The sequence below is a fragment of the Ruegeria sp. BB9 genome, assembly GCF_056539345.1.
Map to the genome: position 1 here is coordinate 501,121 of NZ_JBQFUU010000002.1, position 14,536 is coordinate 515,656.

Annotated in this window: 17 protein-coding genes and 2 tRNA genes; 7 read left to right on the forward strand and 12 right to left on the reverse strand. The window is 61.5% G+C overall.

Annotation, left to right across the window (positions count from 1 at the left end; translation table 11 throughout):
* The first annotated feature begins 375 nt into the window (after positions 1 to 375).
* Together ACR0FC_RS09900 and ACR0FC_RS09905 are read left to right on the forward strand one after the other, a co-directional pair.
* The gene (locus ACR0FC_RS09900) at positions 376 to 828 is read left to right on the forward strand and encodes a YHS domain-containing (seleno)protein (protein WP_170340255.1); all 453 of its coding nucleotides are present in this window, start codon (positions 376 to 378) and stop codon (positions 826 to 828) included.
* Between the two features lie 201 nt (positions 829 to 1,029).
* Positions 1,030 to 1,500 carry a CoA-binding protein gene (locus ACR0FC_RS09905; RefSeq protein WP_093964819.1) on the forward strand — a complete coding sequence of 157 codons (471 nt, stop codon included), beginning with the start codon at positions 1,030 to 1,032 and terminating at the stop codon, positions 1,498 to 1,500.
* 4 nt (positions 1,501 to 1,504) lie between these two features.
* On the opposite strand, the gene ACR0FC_RS09910 is transcribed toward ACR0FC_RS09905, so the two are convergent.
* The 3 genes from ACR0FC_RS09910 to hisF all read right to left on the reverse strand — a co-directional run bounded on the left by ACR0FC_RS09910 (position 1,505) and on the right by hisF (position 3,241).
* Complete coding sequence (locus tag ACR0FC_RS09910; protein WP_254436584.1) at positions 1,505 to 2,080, reverse strand: hypothetical protein; 576 nt, start codon at positions 2,078 to 2,080, stop codon at positions 1,505 to 1,507.
* An 85-nt stretch (positions 2,081 to 2,165) separates the two neighbouring features.
* The gene (locus tag ACR0FC_RS09915; protein WP_170340257.1) at positions 2,166 to 2,483 is read right to left on the reverse strand and encodes a phosphoribosyl-ATP diphosphatase; all 318 of its coding nucleotides are present in this window, start codon (positions 2,481 to 2,483) and stop codon (positions 2,166 to 2,168) included.
* The gene (gene hisF, locus ACR0FC_RS09920; protein WP_170340259.1) at positions 2,480 to 3,241 is read right to left on the reverse strand and encodes an imidazole glycerol phosphate synthase subunit HisF; all 762 of its coding nucleotides are present in this window, start codon (positions 3,239 to 3,241) and stop codon (positions 2,480 to 2,482) included. The genes ACR0FC_RS09915 and hisF overlap by 4 nt, the downstream gene beginning before the upstream one ends.
* Before the next feature lie 117 nt (positions 3,242 to 3,358).
* Here hisF and ACR0FC_RS09925 point away from each other — a divergent pair, with 117 nt between their 5' ends.
* Complete coding sequence (locus ACR0FC_RS09925; RefSeq protein ID WP_390895973.1) at positions 3,359 to 3,805, forward strand: DUF302 domain-containing protein; 447 nt, start codon at positions 3,359 to 3,361, stop codon at positions 3,803 to 3,805.
* A gap of 6 nt (positions 3,806 to 3,811) precedes the next feature.
* On the opposite strand, the gene ACR0FC_RS09930 is transcribed toward ACR0FC_RS09925, so the two are convergent.
* Both ACR0FC_RS09930 and hisA read right to left on the reverse strand, forming a co-directional pair.
* Positions 3,812 to 4,294 (reverse strand): DUF2867 domain-containing protein, encoded by a 483-nt coding sequence (locus ACR0FC_RS09930; RefSeq protein WP_170340261.1) that lies wholly within the window; start codon positions 4,292 to 4,294, stop codon positions 3,812 to 3,814.
* 4 nt (positions 4,295 to 4,298) lie between these two features.
* Positions 4,299 to 5,021 carry a 1-(5-phosphoribosyl)-5-[(5-phosphoribosylamino)methylideneamino]imidazole-4-carboxamide isomerase gene (hisA, locus tag ACR0FC_RS09935; RefSeq protein WP_170340263.1) on the reverse strand — a complete coding sequence of 241 codons (723 nt, stop codon included), beginning with the start codon at positions 5,019 to 5,021 and terminating at the stop codon, positions 4,299 to 4,301.
* Between the two features lie 135 nt (positions 5,022 to 5,156).
* Between hisA and ACR0FC_RS09940 the strand changes: the two genes are divergently transcribed.
* Entirely contained in the window at positions 5,157 to 5,564 is a 408-nt protein-coding gene (locus ACR0FC_RS09940; protein ID WP_005977442.1) for a DUF2147 domain-containing protein, read from the forward strand.
* 4 nt (positions 5,565 to 5,568) lie between these two features.
* Here ACR0FC_RS09940 and hisH read toward each other — a convergent pair whose 3' ends face one another.
* Positions 5,569 to 6,207 (reverse strand): imidazole glycerol phosphate synthase subunit HisH, encoded by a 639-nt coding sequence (hisH, locus tag ACR0FC_RS09945; protein ID WP_170340265.1) that lies wholly within the window; start codon positions 6,205 to 6,207, stop codon positions 5,569 to 5,571.
* Entirely contained in the window at positions 6,208 to 6,795 is a 588-nt protein-coding gene (hisB, locus tag ACR0FC_RS09950; RefSeq protein ID WP_170340267.1) for an imidazoleglycerol-phosphate dehydratase HisB, read from the reverse strand.
* A gap of 153 nt (positions 6,796 to 6,948) precedes the next feature.
* On the opposite strand from hisB, the gene ACR0FC_RS09955 reads away from it, so the two are divergent.
* Complete coding sequence (locus ACR0FC_RS09955) at positions 6,949 to 7,188, forward strand: Lrp/AsnC family transcriptional regulator (RefSeq protein WP_050602861.1); 240 nt, start codon at positions 6,949 to 6,951, stop codon at positions 7,186 to 7,188.
* 3 nt (positions 7,189 to 7,191) lie between these two features.
* Here the strand turns inward: ACR0FC_RS09955 and ACR0FC_RS09960 are convergent, their stop codons facing one another.
* From ACR0FC_RS09960 to ACR0FC_RS09970, 3 genes are all read right to left on the reverse strand, one after another.
* Positions 7,192 to 8,055, reverse strand: coding sequence for a GNAT family N-acetyltransferase (locus tag ACR0FC_RS09960; protein ID WP_170340268.1), 864 nt, complete (start codon positions 8,053 to 8,055; stop codon positions 7,192 to 7,194).
* Positions 8,056 to 8,143: 88 nt separating this feature from the next.
* Positions 8,144 to 8,218 (reverse strand) — tRNA-Gly (locus ACR0FC_RS09965).
* A 34-nt stretch (positions 8,219 to 8,252) separates the two neighbouring features.
* Positions 8,253 to 8,327: transfer RNA gene (locus ACR0FC_RS09970), tRNA-Gly, on the reverse strand.
* A 148-nt stretch (positions 8,328 to 8,475) separates the two neighbouring features.
* On the opposite strand from ACR0FC_RS09970, the gene ACR0FC_RS09975 reads away from it, so the two are divergent.
* Both ACR0FC_RS09975 and ACR0FC_RS09980 read left to right on the forward strand, forming a co-directional pair.
* Complete coding sequence (locus ACR0FC_RS09975; RefSeq protein ID WP_170340270.1) at positions 8,476 to 8,628, forward strand: hypothetical protein; 153 nt, start codon at positions 8,476 to 8,478, stop codon at positions 8,626 to 8,628.
* A 123-nt stretch (positions 8,629 to 8,751) separates the two neighbouring features.
* Positions 8,752 to 9,720 carry a hypothetical protein gene (locus ACR0FC_RS09980; RefSeq protein WP_170339495.1) on the forward strand — a complete coding sequence of 323 codons (969 nt, stop codon included), beginning with the start codon at positions 8,752 to 8,754 and terminating at the stop codon, positions 9,718 to 9,720.
* A gap of 62 nt (positions 9,721 to 9,782) precedes the next feature.
* On the opposite strand, the gene ACR0FC_RS09985 is transcribed toward ACR0FC_RS09980, so the two are convergent.
* Both ACR0FC_RS09985 and ACR0FC_RS09990 read right to left on the reverse strand, forming a co-directional pair.
* Positions 9,783 to 13,220, reverse strand: coding sequence for a pyruvate carboxylase (locus ACR0FC_RS09985; protein ID WP_170340273.1), 3,438 nt, complete (start codon positions 13,218 to 13,220; stop codon positions 9,783 to 9,785).
* Positions 13,221 to 13,340: 120 nt separating this feature from the next.
* Complete coding sequence (locus tag ACR0FC_RS09990) at positions 13,341 to 14,501, reverse strand: alpha-hydroxy acid oxidase (RefSeq protein WP_170340275.1); 1,161 nt, start codon at positions 14,499 to 14,501, stop codon at positions 13,341 to 13,343.
* Positions 14,502 to 14,536: the final 35 nt, after the last annotated feature.

Consider the following 14,536-nt stretch of genomic DNA (forward strand, 5'->3'; position numbering starts at 1 on the left):
CGCCCCGTCCAAGATTGCTACGTGCTGCTACTGCGGCACCCGCGCGGCGCTGGTCCTCACGGGTTGCCAGCGGCACGAACTTAGCTGTTCCAGTTGCGGTGCCCCGCTGCATAACCTGAAGATGATCCCTGTCAAAAAGGCTTCAGATCCACAGCCGCGACACAGCATTCCGATGCAAAAGCCCAAAAAGAAGAGCTACAAGAAAAGGAAAAAAGGCCTTTTCTCGCGCGTTCTGGACGAAGCTTGGGATGTGATCGAGGACGTGTTCGACTGAGCCCTTTCCGACACGACCCTTCACAACTGCGTCAAATGGGTTTCGCGGCGCGTCAAAAGTTGCATCTTATAGCGTCTGTAAAACTCAACCCGTGAAATCTGATGCTATCCCGACGCTCCATACTTGCCGGTCTTACCTTTTCAATCGCATGTCCGCTGACATTGCGGGCGCAGACCGCCCCGGTCTTCTATTCCGCAAAAGGTGCGGCCATTACCGGTTATGACGCGGTCAGCTATTTTCGCGATGGTGGCCCGGTTCAAGGGCAACCCGACATTGCGGTGATGTGGAAGGGCGCTACCTGGCGGTTTGCCTCGCAGGAGAACCGAGAGGAGTTCGAACTTAATCCGCGCGCCTACGCGCCGAGGTTCGGCGGTTATTGCGCCTATGCCATGGCCTATGGCGAGCTCACCAGCACGGACCCGATGGCGTGGAAAATCGTGGGCGGCAGGCTGTATCTGACGCATTCCCTCGAGATCGAAAAGATGTGGCTGACGGACACGACCGGCTTTATCCAGAAGGCCGAGAAGAACTGGCCGGCGATCCTATACGGTTGACAGGCGAATTCCCGCTTATCCGCTCGTGTCATCACAAAAATGCGCGCGGCCTCTTTTTTTTCCGAAACTCGTGCCTAAATGTCACGGTGACCGCGGAACGGAACTGCCGCGGGTCATTTCACTGTCCCTCGTTCCAACAACTGGCGCCCAAGGTATACTTGGGCGCTTTTTTCTTTTCCAAGTCACGGCTAGGCTGCAGCCATGACCGACTATTCCGATGACTTCCTCAGATCCGTCCTGAAACGCACCAAGGTGGTTGCGGTCGTTGGCGTGTCGATGAACCCAGTACGGCCCAGCTACTATGTTGCGCGCTACTTGTCGCTCAAGGGGTACAGGGTGATTCCGGTCAATCCCGGCCATGCCGGAGCCGATCTTTTTGGTGAAACCGTTCGGGCTTCGTTGTCCGAAATCAGTGAACCCGTTGACATGGTGGATATTTTTCGCAGGTCCGAAGCCGTTCCTCCGATCGTGGACGAGGCGTTGGCTGCATTTCCCGACCTGCGCACGATCTGGATGCAGATCGGAGTCGAAAACGCCGAGGCCGCCGCGGTGGCGCAGGCGCGCGGTGTCGATGTCGTCATGAATCGCTGCCCCAAGATCGAATATCAGCGACTGTTCGGCGAGCTGCGCATGGGCGGGTTCGCCACCGGCATCATCTCATCAAAACTCTGACCGCTCAGTTCACCGCAATGGCGTTGATTTCCGCAAGCTGCTCTTGCCGCCGTTTCTCCAGCACGATGTCGCGCGGGACCCAGTCATAGCGTGTGTCCTCGCGCAATGGACTCCAAAACAGGACCCCTCCATAACGCCATGGGTCCAGAACGACACCGTCGTACATCGAATCACCGCGTCGGCTGATTATTGCCGTGCTGTGATCGATTCGGAACGGGTTGTCGGCGTTGGCGATCGCGCGGTGCAGGGTCAGCGTGCGAAAGTTCTCCTGTTTCAAGCGCCGTTCGATGTCTTCGGCCCAGTGCCAGCACAGCCCGCGCGGGCGCACCCCTTTGTTGACCTTGGCGTTATGGATCAGAGGGGGGTCTGTGATCTGGTATTCCTGCGCCAGCTGCGCGGTATAGGCATAGGTGACGCGGGCCGCGCGCTGGGCCTCTTCCGGGTCGACCTCGGGCCCCAGCGCCTGGATCTGGGCTGCAAGCCGCGCGACGTCGTCGCTGCGAGCGGGCGGCGCGGATGAGCATGCGCCAAGCCCCAGAATGGCCAGCGTCGTCAGTGCCCAGATCATGGGTTTGAACATGCCTGTGTCCCTCGTCGCCCCTGCGCCCAGCAGGCGCTTCGGTCAATCAGTATAGGGCGCGGACGCTATTGGTGAAAGCCGGGTCTCAGCCCCGGTCGCGTGCGGCCTTTTCGGCGATGCCGCTGGTGCCCTGCCGCTTGGCAAGCTCGGCCAGAACGTCTTCCAGCGCCACGTCGCGCGCGGCCAGCATGACCAGCAGGTGATACAGCACATCGGCGGCCTCGGATGTCAGCCGGTCGCGGTCACCCTTCACGGCTTCGATGATCGCCTCCACGGCCTCTTCGCCAAACTTCTCGGCGCATTTCTCGGGGCCTTTGGACAGCAGCTTGGCGGTCCAGCTTGATTCGAGGTCCGCGCCCTTGCGGGATGCGATCGTGGCGGCCAGCTCGTTCAGTATGCTCATGTCAGCCTCATGGGGATACCCGCGGATGCCATGTGCTCTTTGGCCTCGCGGATCGTGTATTCGCCGAAGTGAAAGATCGAGGCCGCAAGCACCGCGCTGGCTCCGCCTTCGGTCACGCCTTCGACCAAATGATCCAGATTGCCCACGCCGCCCGAGGCGATCACCGGCACGTCGACCGCATCCGAGATGGCGCGCGTCAGCGGAATGTTGAACCCCGCCTTGGTGCCGTCGCGGTCCATCGAGGTCAGCAGAATCTCGCCCGCGCCCTTGGCGACGACGGTCTTGGCGAACTCTACCGCGTCGATGCCGGTGGGTTTGCGTCCGCCGTGGGTGAAGATCTCCCATTTGCCGGGGCTGACGGTTTTGGCGTCGATGGCGCAGACGATGCACTGGCTGCCGAACTGGTCGGCAGCCTCGGCGATCACGTCGGGGTTGGCCACGGCGGCCGAGTTGAAGCTGACCTTGTCGGCCCCCGCCAGCAACAGCGCGCGCACGTCTTCCTTGGTGCGCACGCCGCCACCCACCGTCAGCGGTACGAAGCACTGCTCGGCCGTGCGCTGAACCACGTCAAACATGGTGCCGCGGTTTTCGTGGGTGGCGTGGATGTCGAGAAAGCAGATCTCGTCAGCGCCGGCGGCGTCATAGGCCTTGGCCGATTCCACCGGATCGCCCGCGTCGCGCAGGCCCACGAAATTCACGCCCTTGACCACGCGGCCATCGGCGACATCCAGACAGGGAATGATGCGGGTTTTCAGCATGGTTTGTCCTTTGTTGCCGCACCTCTACCGGCAAAGCCCCGCCGATGCCAGAGTTGTGATTGTCCTGCGCCCGGAACCTCGTGAAACTGAAGCGGATTTCAGCAGGAGGTGAAAACCATGCGCAACTTGTTTCTTACAACCGCTTTCATTCTGTCCGGTGCGACCTGGGCAATGGCTGACGACATCATCAAGGTCCCGACCGACAAGTCCGTGACCGAGGCCATCGACGCGCTGCAGGCTGCTGTCGAAAATGCAGGCGCGACTGTATTTGCCCGCGTTGACCACGCGGCCGGTGCGCACAAGGTCGACATGACGATACCGCCCAATCAGGTTTTGATCTTCGGAAACCCGGCCCTGGGAACGCCCGCCATGCAGATCGACCCGCGTGCGGGATTGTTCCTTCCGCTCAAGGTGCAGGCCTATGAGGATGCCGACGGCCAGGTCTGGTTGGCCTACGAGGATCCCAAGGAAACCATGGACGAGCTTGATGCGGTGGAAAAATCCCCGGTGATCGACAAGATGCGCGGTGCGTTGAGCAAGCTGACGGATGCCGCAGCCAACTGATCGGCGTCATACCTGAGAAGCGCGTGCGATCCGTTTCATGCAATTGCGCACGATCAGAATGTGAAGGGGCATGATCACCGTCAGATAGATCCGTCCCAAACGATTGTGAGTCCGCACCCAAGTTGCCATGACTACGCGGTCTTTGTCGCGATGCACGGCGATGCGGAAATCCAGATGGCGGTCATCGATTCCCACGATGACCTCTGTCTCATCCCTGTAGGTCACGGGAAAAATCGCGCCGGTGCCTGCGTCGGGCGAGCCATTGTCGGTGTTCAAGTGCTTGCGGCCCTTCAAGCCGAATGGGGCAACGATTGCGTTCCGGATTCCCATCAGGATCTTCACCCACCCCGGCATGTTCAGACCGATTTTCATCGCGTCAAACGGTGCAAGGTCGCTTTGGACCGAGTACCCATCAACAAAATCACCCGGAGTGAACAGCGACCACAATTCAGACTGCTCGGGCAGAACCTGTTTGCGGACCGCTTGCAATATCCTAACCCTTCAACGCCGCCAGGGCTTCGCGCAGATCCAGCGCGCCGTCATAGAGCGCGCGACCTGAAATCGCGCCGTTCAGGTTTGCGCCGCAGTCGCGCAGGGCGATCAGGTCGTCCAGCGAGCTGACCCCGCCGCTGGCGATCACCGGGATCGAGACTGCACGGGCCAGATCGGCCGTGGCTTCGACATTGGGGCCTTGCATCGCGCCGTCGCGGTTGATGTCGGTGTAGATGATCGCCGCCACGCCCGCGTCTTCGAAGCTGCGCGCCAGGTCGGTCACCATCACGTCGGTTTCCTCGGCCCAGCCCTTGGTGGCGACACGTCCGTTGCGCGCGTCGATGCCGACGGCGACCTGGCCGGGAAAGGCCTTGGCTGCCTGACGGACCAGATCGGGGTTTTCCACGGCAACCGTGCCCAGAATCACCCGGGCCAGGCCTTTGTCCAGCCAGGTCTCGATAGTGGCCATGTCGCGGATGCCGCCGCCCAACTGGGCCGGTACGTCGCAGGACTTCAGGATCGCCTCGACCGGGGCGGCGTTCACGGGTTCCCCGGCGAAAGCGCCGTTCAGGTCCACCAGATGCAGCCATTCGCAGCCGGCCTCGACAAAGGCGCGGGCCTGGGCGGCGGGGTCTTCGTTGAAGACCGTGGCCTTGTCCATCTCGCCGCGCAGTAGGCGCACGGCCTGGCCGTCTTTCAGGTCGATTGCGGGATAGAGGATCATGTCGGGCGGCCTTTTCGTGACTGGTACTGGCGCGGGATATGGCACAGGCGGGGCAGGGGATGCAACGCGACGCAAAGTCAATCTTGCCCGAACCAGTGCCGGCGGTCAGACTGGCTGCAAATCAGGGAGGATACCATGAACAAACTTGCTCTGGCCGCTGCGGCGGCACTTGTCACCTTGGCCACCGGCGCACGGGCGGATGACCCGGTCGACGGGCTTTGGAAAACCCAGCCGGGCGATACCGGCGGATATCTGCACGTCTCGATCGGGCCTTGCGGCAGCGCCGTTTGCGGCACCATCGACAGCGCCTTCGACAAGGACGGAAACCAGCAGCTGGATTACGAGAATCTTGGCAAGAAGATCATCTGGGACATGGTCGCGGATGGCGGCGGCAGCTATAGCGGCGGCAAGATCTGGGCGCCGGACCGGGACAAGACCTACAATTCCAAGATGTCGCTTGACGGTCAGAACAAGCTGACGGTCAAGGGTTGCGTCGCGGGCGGCCTGATCTGCCGCGGCCAGGCCTGGACCCGCGTGCAGTAACCGGTCAGGGGGCCCAGGTCAGGAAGTTTCCGATCATCCGCAGGCCCACATCCTGGCTTTTTTCAGGGTGAAACTGCATTCCGATCATCGTGTCGCGGCCGATCACGGCCGTGACCGGCCCGCCATAGTCCACATGGGCCAGACGTTGCGCCGGATCGGCGACGCGGAAATGGTAGGAGTGGACAAAATAAACGTGATCGCCTGAGGTAACTCCGTTGAACACCGGGTGCTCGCTCTCGATCACCAGATCGTTCCACCCCATATGCGGAACCTTCAGCGCCCGGTCTTCGGGCTCGATCCGCACCACGTCTCCGGTCACCCAATTCAGGCCCGGCGTGTCGGTATATTCGCGGCCCGTGGTTGCCATCAGCTGCATGCCGACGCAGATGCCCAGGAACGGGCGGCCCTTCTGCTCGACCGCTTCGACCATCGCATCGTGGATGCCCTTGTGCCCGCGCAGCTCGGCCGCGCAGGCGGGAAAGGCGCCGTCGCCGGGCAGCACCAGTCGGTCGGCGCGCGCGACGACGTCGGCATCCGAGGTCACGACGACCTCGCCCGCGTCCAGCTCGCGCGCCATGCGTTGAAACGCCTTTTCCGCCGAGTGCAGGTTGCCGCTTTCGTAGTCGATGATCGCGGTCAGCATCTAGAGCGCGCCCTTGGTGGACGGTATCGCATCCGCTTTGCGCGGGTCGGTCTCGACCGCCTGGCGCAGGGCGCGGGCGACGGCCTTGAAGGCGGCCTCGGCGATGTGGTGGCTGTTGAAACCGTGCAACTGGTCGATATGCAGAGTGATGCCGCCATGGGTGGCCAGCGCTTGGAAGAACTCGCGCACCAACTCGGTGTCGAAACTGCCGATCTTGGGCGTCGGCAGATCCACGTTCCACACCAGAAACGGTCGGCCCGACAAGTCCAGCGCGCAGCGCACCTGCGCATCGTCCATCGGCAGATGGCACTCGCCATACCGACGGATGCCTTTTTTGTCCCCCAGCGCCTGCGTCAGCGCCTGACCCAGCGCGATGCCGGTGTCTTCGACCGTGTGGTGATCGTCGATGTGATAGTCGCCTTTGGCCCGGATCGTCATGTCGATCAGCGAATGCCGCGCCAACTGGTCCAGCATGTGATCGAAGAACCCCACACCGGTCTGGTTGTCATAGGTGCCGGTGCCGTCGAGGTTGACCTCGACCGTAATCGCGGTCTCGGCGGTCTTGCGGCTGATCGAAGCTGTGCGCATTGGCGAAATCCTCTTGCTACAGGGGCGCTTATAGACGGGGACGGGCGGCCTTATCCAGCCCGATCGTTGCAATCGCAGCAAACTGTTGCAGGGGATTGCGCCCGGGCGTGGGGCGTGCCAGCCTGCGCCAAACGGAAGCAACAAGGCCACGAAATGTCCACCTGCGTTTTCATCCAGATCCGCTGCAAGCCCGGCACCACCTACAAGGTGGCCGAAGAGATCGCTCTGCGCGAAATCCACTCGGAACTCTACTCCACCAGCGGTGAATATGATCTGCTGCTCAAGCTTTACATCCCCGAAACCGAGGATGTGGGCCATTTCATTAACGAACACCTTCTGGTCATTCCGAACATCGAGCGGTCGTTGACGACAATGACCTTCAAGGCGTTCTAAGGCTCAGCCAAGTTCGAACGTCGTCACGCCGAACACTCGGTTCAGGTCGATATCCGGCTCGTGGTCGGAATACATGCGCGCGGTTTCAAAGACTTTTTCCAAACCCAAAGCGTCAGCCAGTGCAAAGGCCGCCGCGTTGGGCTGTGGCATGTCGACATAGACCTCAGAGCTGCGGTGATCAGCGGGAACTTCGGCCAGAACCGCAGCCAAAAGCGCCAGCGCGATGTCCGGATCGTCGGCGAACAGTGGCCCTACCTTGTAGCCATTCAGGCAGGGGCGCAGAGTTGCATATCCGGCGATGCGACCTTTCTGGATACAAACACGCGAGACGTGGCCCGGTGCGCTCAGCCATTTCGTCAGAAAGGCATCCCGATGCGCGGGGAACAGAGCGCGGTCATAGATGCGAAGGTCTTCGGACAGGCCACTGATGGGCGCGACCCGGATACCGGTTTTGGGTAGGCTGGACAGGATGGCTGAAACCGTGCCGGAGAACCGATAATTGTTGTAGGCGAAGACAAAGCCCGACTTGCGGTAGTTGTCCTGTTGTTCGACCACCCCGTCCAAGCCCATGTTTCGCCCTGTACAATGCGCCAGCGCGTGCTGGGCGATTTCCAGACCATGACCTGATCCGCGATACTCGGGCCGCACGATATAGAAACCCAGAAACGAAAATGCGTCGTCGTAGTTCACGGCTGAAACCGAGGCGATCATCTCGCCATCCAGAAACCCGCCCAGAAATCCGTCGGGGTCGGTCGAGCGGAAACAGACAGCGTCCTCATGACCTGGGTTCCAGCCCTCGCGTCCGGCCCAATCCACTGCGTGGCGCAGTTCTTCGGCGGTCAGCGTGCGAATGTGGTAGTCTGACATCGGGGCGTCCATCTGACTGCTGCATGTCAGAACAGAATGGCGCAGGACCGACCGATCTGCCAGTGCTTGTTGTGGGAAGGTGGATATCTGGAGCGGGCGATGAGATTCGAACTCACGACCCTAACCTTGGCAAGGTTATGCTCTACCCCTGAGCTACGCCCGCAATCAGATATCTTGTGCGACCTTTCGGTCCTCGTTGGAGCGGGCGATGAGATTCGAACTCACGACCCTAACCTTGGCAAGGTTATGCTCTACCCCTGAGCTACGCCCGCGCCGTCGAGTGAGGCGTGAACTATAAATTCTGGCGGAAAGCTGCAAGAGGAAAAACGCACTTGGCCGGAAAAAAATTTGCGACGGAAAAGGTGTGCTGAGCCGTTGAAACCTACAGCCACGGATATTGACAACGGTGGAGACGGAGGGATGAACAAGGTTGAGAACATAAAACTGACTGCGTTGGTCGGAGCCATGCTTCTGAGCCTCTTTGCAGGTCAGTTGAGAAACGAGCAAGCCTATGAAGTTAATGATATTTTCAAACTTCCGCCCGAGGTCAATTCTCTCGAACTGAGTGGGTAACAGCGGTTTCGTTCGAAGGCCAAATTTTGCCGTATTCGATAACTAGTATATGCATAATGCGAAATTTCTGCTCAAACTTGTGCCGGTTGGCGCAAGTATTTGGATACCTAAGAGGGGATTGGCATGCACTGGTTTATTTCCATGTCACGGGTTGTGGCGACATCTTTGTTGCTGACCGGGGCAGTTAGCTTCGTTGCGGTGTTGGCTACGCCAGATATCGCCATAGCCAAGAACGGGAATGGCAATGGAGGCGGAAATGGTAACGGTGGTGGAAACGGAAATAGTAACGGTGGCGGCAACGGAAATGGCAAAAGCGCCGAAAAATCCAGTGCCAGCCTCGGAGGATCTGCGCGCAGCACGAAGGGTGGGTCCGGCCAGGGCAAGGGTTTTCTCGCCGGTCTCGGTCTCGCTAAACCAAAGGCACAACGAAAGAACACCAAAACTACATCACGGACCAAAGGGCAGAACGGTTTTGCAGCCAAACTCGACGAATTCTTCACTGGAAAAAAGAAAGTCGAGAAGCCGATCCGTAAAGCGCGGGTAGCGGCGGCAGTTGTCGAGGAGCCGTATGTCAAACCAATCAAGCACGGCAAAATCGCGTCCGAGCTCAAGGGCTTGAATGCCGCGCACGCCAGCCAGACTGCCCTGATGAATGCGGCCCCGAACAGCATGCCGGGCAAGCTCTACAGCTATCAGCAGAGTATACTTGGTTTCTCTGGCGCGACAGAGGAGCTTGAAATGCGCGAACAGGAATTGTCCGAACTGGAAGGTCTGACCGAAGCGGAGATCGAGGACCAATTTGCGCCAACTGAAGAAGAAGCAGCCGAGGGCATCACCGCACAGGACAAATACGAGGATGCCGTGGCCGAAGCGGAGCAGGCTGTGACCGAAGCCGAAGAAGCCTTGGCAGGGGCGGATGATCCGCAGGAAGCACTTGATACCTTGACCGGTGGCCGTGACTTGTCCGATCCGGCTCTTCATGAACTGCACGATTTGTTGGGCTTGCCAGCGCCGATCGGGGAAGAGGTTTCGATCGACAGCACGCCGGAACAGTTGCCGCAGCAGCCCGTCGCGGAGTCAAGCGACGGCTGAACTCGCCCGCTCGGATGAAAAAAGGCGCGCTTGATGGCGCGCCTTTCTGTGTTTTAACGGTTTTATTCCAACTCGACCAAAAGATCCTTGGCGTCGATCTGGCCGCCGGGCTGGACATGCACCGCCTTCACGGTTGCGTCGCGTTCGGCATGGATGCCGGTTTCCATTTTCATGGCTTCGATCGTCAGCAGAAGGTCACCTTCTTTGACCTCCTGCCCGGCGGTGATCGCCACAGTCGAAACCACGCCCGGCATCGGCGCGCCGACATGGTTGGCGTTTCCGACCTCGGCCTTCGGGCGCTGGGCGGTCGAAGCTTGCACAAGGCGGTTGGGAACGCGGATGACGCGCGGTTGGCCATTGAGTTCAAAGAACACTTTGACCTCGCCATTCTCGTCCGTCTCCCCAATGGCCTGGCAGCGGATTTCCAGCGTTTTGCCCGGGTCGATCTCGGCCGAGATCTCCTCTCCCGGCTCCATTCCGTAAAAGAAGGTGCGGGTGGGCAGGGTGCGTACCGGGCCATAGATGCGGTGACGGCCCATGTAGTCCAGGAACACCTTGGGATACATCAGGTATCCGTTCAGGTCCTCGTCATCGACCTCCATGCCTTCCAGCTGTTTCGAGAGCTCCGCGCGGGTGGCCTCCAAATCAACCGGAGGCACGTCTTTGCCCGGCCGTTCGGTGTTCGGCTTTTCGCCTTTCAGCACCTTGGTCAAGATCGTTTCGGGGAAACCGCCCGGAGGCTGGCCCAGATTGCCGCGCATCATGTCGATGACTGAATCGGGGAAGGCCACGTCGGTCGAGGGATCCTCGACCTGCTCGCGGGTCAGGCCCTGACTGACCATCATCAGCGCCATGTCACCCACAACTTTCGAGGACGGCGTCACCTTGACGATGTCACCGAACATCTGGTTCACGTCCGCATACATCTGCGCGACTTCGTGCCAGCGTTCCTCCAGCCCCATCGAGCGCGCCTGCGCCTTGAGGTTGGTGAACTGGCCGCCCGGCATTTCGTGCAGATAGACCTCGGAGGCGGGGGCCTGCAGCCCGGATTCGAAGGCCGCGTATTGGCCGCGCACCGCCTCGAAGTAGTCGCTGATTTCGCGGATCGCCTTCACGTCCAACCCGGTGTCGCGGTCGGTGTGGCGCAGGGCCTCGACCACGGTGCCCAGCGTCGCCTGGCTGGTGTTGCCCGAGAAGCTGTCCATCGCGCAATCCACCACGTCCACGCCCGCCTCGCTGGCGGCCAGGATGGTGGCGCTGGCGATGCCGGCGGTGTCGTGGGTGTGGAAATGGATCGGCAGGCCGACCTCTTCCTTCAGTGCGCGGATCAGCACCCGCGCGGCGGCGGGTTTCAGCAGGCCGGCCATGTCCTTGAGGCCCAGAACATGGGCGCCGGCGTCGCGCAGTTCCTTGGCCATGCCGACATAGTATTTCAGATCATACTTGGCGCGGTTCGGGTCTAGGATGTCGCCGGTATAGCAGACGGTGCCTTCACAGATCTTGCCGTTCTCGATGACCGCATCCATCGCCACGCGCATGTTCTCGACCCAGTTCAGCGAGTCGAACACCCGGAACACGTCGATATTCCGCGAGGCCTGGCGCACGAATTCCTGCACCACGTTGTCGGGATAGTTGGTATAGCCCACCCCATTGGCACCGCGCAGCAGCATCTGGGTCATCAGGTTGGGCATGGCCTCGCGCAGGTCGCGCAGGCGCTGCCAGGGGCATTCCTGCAGGAAACGATAGGCCACGTCGAAAGTCGCCCCGCCCCAGCATTCGACGCTGAACAGCTGCGGCAGGTTCGCGGCATAGCTGGGTGCCACGCGGATCATGTCGATCGAGCGCATGCGGGTGGCCAGCAGCGACTGGTGCCCGTCGCGCATTGTGGTGTCAGTGATCAGCAACTGGCGCTGGGCCTTCATCCAGTCGGCCACGGCCTGCGGGCCTTTCTGTTCCAGCAGGTTGCGCGTGCCCATCAGCGGTTCGGCCTTGGGCGCGGGGGGCTTGGGTTCTTTCAGGTCGGCACGCGGGCGCGGGCGATCCTTGGTCTCGGGGTGCCCGTTGACCGTGATGTCGGCGATATAGGTCAGAACCTTGGTGCCCCGGTCGCGGCGCTTCTTGAACTGGAACAGCTCGGGCGTCTCGTCGATGAACTTGGTGGTGTATTCATTCGACAGGAAGGTCGGATGCTTCAGCAGGTTCTCGACAAAGGCGATGTTGGTTGAAACGCCGCGCACGCGGAACTCGCGCAGGGCGCGGTCCATGCGGGCGATCGCCTTTTCCGGAGTCGGCGCCCAGGCAGTGACTTTGGTCAGAAGCGAGTCGTAATACCGGGTGATCACCCCGCCCGCATAGGCCGTGCCACCATCCAGCCGGATGCCCATGCCCGTGGCCGAGCGATAGGCCGTGATGCGCCCATAGTCGGGGATGAAGTTGTTAAGCGGGTCTTCGGTGGTGACGCGCGTCTGCAGCGCGTGGCCGTTCAGGCGGATCTCGTCCTGGCTGTCCTTGCCGGTGGCCTCGGCCAGGGTCTTGCCCTCGGCGATCAGGATCTGCGCCTGCACGATGTCGATGCCGGTGACCTCTTCGGTCACGGTGTGTTCGACCTGGACGCGGGGGTTCACCTCGATGAAGTAGAACTTGCCGGTCTCCATATCCATCAGGAATTCGACCGTACCGGCGCATTCATAGTTCACGTGCGCGCAGATGCGGCGGCCTAGGTCGCAGATCTCGGCGCGTTGCTCTTCGGTCAGATAGGGGGCAGGGGCGCGTTCCACGACCTTCTGGTTTCGGCGCTGGACCGAGCAGTCGCGTTCATACAGGTGATAGATCTGCCCGTGTTTGTCGCCCAGGATCTGCACCTCGACATGGCGGGCGCGGGTGATCATCTTTTCCAGATAGCCCTCACCATTGCCGAATGCGGCCTCGGCCTCGCGGCGGCCCTCCAGAACCTTCTCTTCCAACTCGTCTTCGGAATAGATCGGGCGCATCCCGCGGCCGCCGCCGCCCCAGGACGCCTTGAGCATCAGCGGGTAGCCGATCTCGGCCGCTTCCTTGCGGATCGCGTCCATATCGTCGCCTAGCACCTCGGTCGCCGGGATCACCGGCACACCGGCGGCAATCGCCACCTTGCGGGCGCTGGCCTTGTCGCCCAGGGCGCGCATGGTCTCGGCCTTGGGGCCGATGAAGGTGATGCCGTTCTGAACGCAGGCATCTACGAAATCGGGGTTTTCCGACAGCAGGCCATAGCCCGGGTGGATGGCGTCAGCGCCGCTTTCCTTGGCGACGCGGATGATCTCGTCGATCGACAGATAGGCCGCGACCGGGCCCAGACCCTCGCCGATGCGATACGCCTCGTCCGCCTTGAACCGGTGCAGGCCCAGCTTGTCCTCCTCGGCATAGACGGCAACAGTGCGTTTACCCATCTCGTTCGCGGCGCGCATCACGCGAATGGCAATCTCACCCCTGTTGGCGATCAGGATTTTCTTGAAGTCAGTCATGGCAAGTCCCGGTCTTTTGCATTTGGCCGTGTTAATAGACCGAGATTACGCGCAGATATATCTGTAGTTCTGGGTAGAACCGGCATGTTATCGCTCGCAAACGCCGCCTATTGCGGCGTTTTATGGCACATGCTGCATCGCGGCATCAATGTTTGCGTTAACATCAGGCAAATCTTTTAGCGTTGCGGCACCCAATTGTCCCATATTTGCAAGCATATCTTGCCGCAACATATCGATGACATGGGCCGGGCCGCGCACGCCTAATGCTGCAACGCCATAGAGGAAAGCCCGCCCGAGCATGACCAGATCGGCGCCCAAGGCCCGCGCCCGCAGAATGTCCAGCCCGCCCGAAACGCCGCTGTCGAAGATCAGCGGCAGGTCGGTTGCGGCGCGGATGGCGGGCAGCATGTCGATGCTGGCCGGCGCGCCATCGAACTGACGGCCACCGTGATTCGACACCCAAAGCGCGTCGATCCCGGCCTGTTTCAGCCGCTCGGCATCCTCGGGGCGCAGCACGCCCTTGATAATGAACGGCCCCTGCCAGTGATCGCGCAGCCACTTGACGTAATCCATGCCCGGAGAGGTCCTGAGCAGGTATCCGATATGCGCAGTGGGCGGCAGGTTGGCGGTGCCGTCGATATATTTGTCCAGCGTGCGCATCCGGGGCTTGCCGTGACGCGCCATGCCCCAGGCCCAGGCCGGGCGGGCGGCGATCTGCGCCAGCAGGCGCGGCGTCAGGCGCGGCGGATGGGTCAGGCCCGAGCGGGTCTGCCGTTCCCGGCGCGAGGCCACGGGCACGTCTACGGTCAGCACCAGCGTGCCGAACCCGGCGGACCGGGCGCGGTTCAGCAGGTCGGCTCGAATCTCGGGGTCCTTGGGCGGGTACAACTGGAACCAGGCGTCGGGTCCGATATGCGGGGCCATGTCCTCGGGGCTTTGGCTGGCGACGGTGGACAGAACATACGGAATGCCCGCCTGCGCGGCGGCGCGCGCCATCAGCGCCTCGGCCCCAGGCCAGACTAGCCCGCACATCCCGATCGGAGCCATGCCGAAGGGCAGCGGATGGTCGCGCCCCAGAAAGCGGGTGCTGGTGTCGAATTCCAGCGGGCCTTTCAGGATGGCGGGCAGAAACCCGATGCGGTCCAGCGCCGCCCGGTTGCGTTTCAGCGCGGTCTCGGCCCCGGTGCCGCTGTCGACATAGTCCCAGACAAAGCGCGGCAACCGACGGCGTGCGCGGCGCTTCAGATCCTCGATGCCCGGATAGGTGCTGTGCAGGTCCATGTCGATTGATCCGACCTGCCGCGCGATTCGGCAAG

Excerpts from the sequence above, each read along its gene's own strand:
- ACR0FC_RS09975 (WP_170340270.1), top strand. The coding sequence starts at position 8,476 with ATGAACAAGGTTGAGAACATAAAACTGACTGCGTTGGTCGGAGCCATG.
- ACR0FC_RS09905 (WP_093964819.1), top strand. The coding sequence starts at position 1,030 with ATGACCGACTATTCCGATGACTTCCTCAGATCCGTCCTGAAACGCACC.
- hisH (WP_170340265.1), bottom strand. The coding sequence starts at position 6,207 with ATGCTGACCGCGATCATCGACTACGAAAGCGGCAACCTGCACTCGGCG.
- ACR0FC_RS09915 (WP_170340257.1), bottom strand. The coding sequence starts at position 2,483 with ATGAGCATACTGAACGAGCTGGCCGCCACGATCGCATCCCGCAAGGGC.
- ACR0FC_RS09980 (WP_170339495.1), top strand. The coding sequence starts at position 8,752 with ATGCACTGGTTTATTTCCATGTCACGGGTTGTGGCGACATCTTTGTTG.
- ACR0FC_RS09990 (WP_170340275.1), bottom strand. The coding sequence starts at position 14,501 with ATGGACCTGCACAGCACCTATCCGGGCATCGAGGATCTGAAGCGCCGC.
- ACR0FC_RS09985 (WP_170340273.1), bottom strand. The coding sequence starts at position 13,220 with ATGACTGACTTCAAGAAAATCCTGATCGCCAACAGGGGTGAGATTGCC.
- ACR0FC_RS09955 (WP_050602861.1), top strand. The coding sequence starts at position 6,949 with ATGTCCACCTGCGTTTTCATCCAGATCCGCTGCAAGCCCGGCACCACC.
- ACR0FC_RS09925 (WP_390895973.1), top strand. The coding sequence starts at position 3,359 with ATGCGCAACTTGTTTCTTACAACCGCTTTCATTCTGTCCGGTGCGACC.
- hisA (WP_170340263.1), bottom strand. The coding sequence starts at position 5,021 with ATGATCCTCTATCCCGCAATCGACCTGAAAGACGGCCAGGCCGTGCGC.
- ACR0FC_RS09940 (WP_005977442.1), top strand. The coding sequence starts at position 5,157 with ATGAACAAACTTGCTCTGGCCGCTGCGGCGGCACTTGTCACCTTGGCC.
- hisB (WP_170340267.1), bottom strand. The coding sequence starts at position 6,795 with ATGCGCACAGCTTCGATCAGCCGCAAGACCGCCGAGACCGCGATTACG.
- ACR0FC_RS09910 (WP_254436584.1), bottom strand. The coding sequence starts at position 2,080 with ATGTTCAAACCCATGATCTGGGCACTGACGACGCTGGCCATTCTGGGG.
- ACR0FC_RS09960 (WP_170340268.1), bottom strand. The coding sequence starts at position 8,055 with ATGTCAGACTACCACATTCGCACGCTGACCGCCGAAGAACTGCGCCAC.
- hisF (WP_170340259.1), bottom strand. The coding sequence starts at position 3,241 with ATGCTGAAAACCCGCATCATTCCCTGTCTGGATGTCGCCGATGGCCGC.
- ACR0FC_RS09900 (WP_170340255.1), top strand. The coding sequence starts at position 376 with ATGCTATCCCGACGCTCCATACTTGCCGGTCTTACCTTTTCAATCGCA.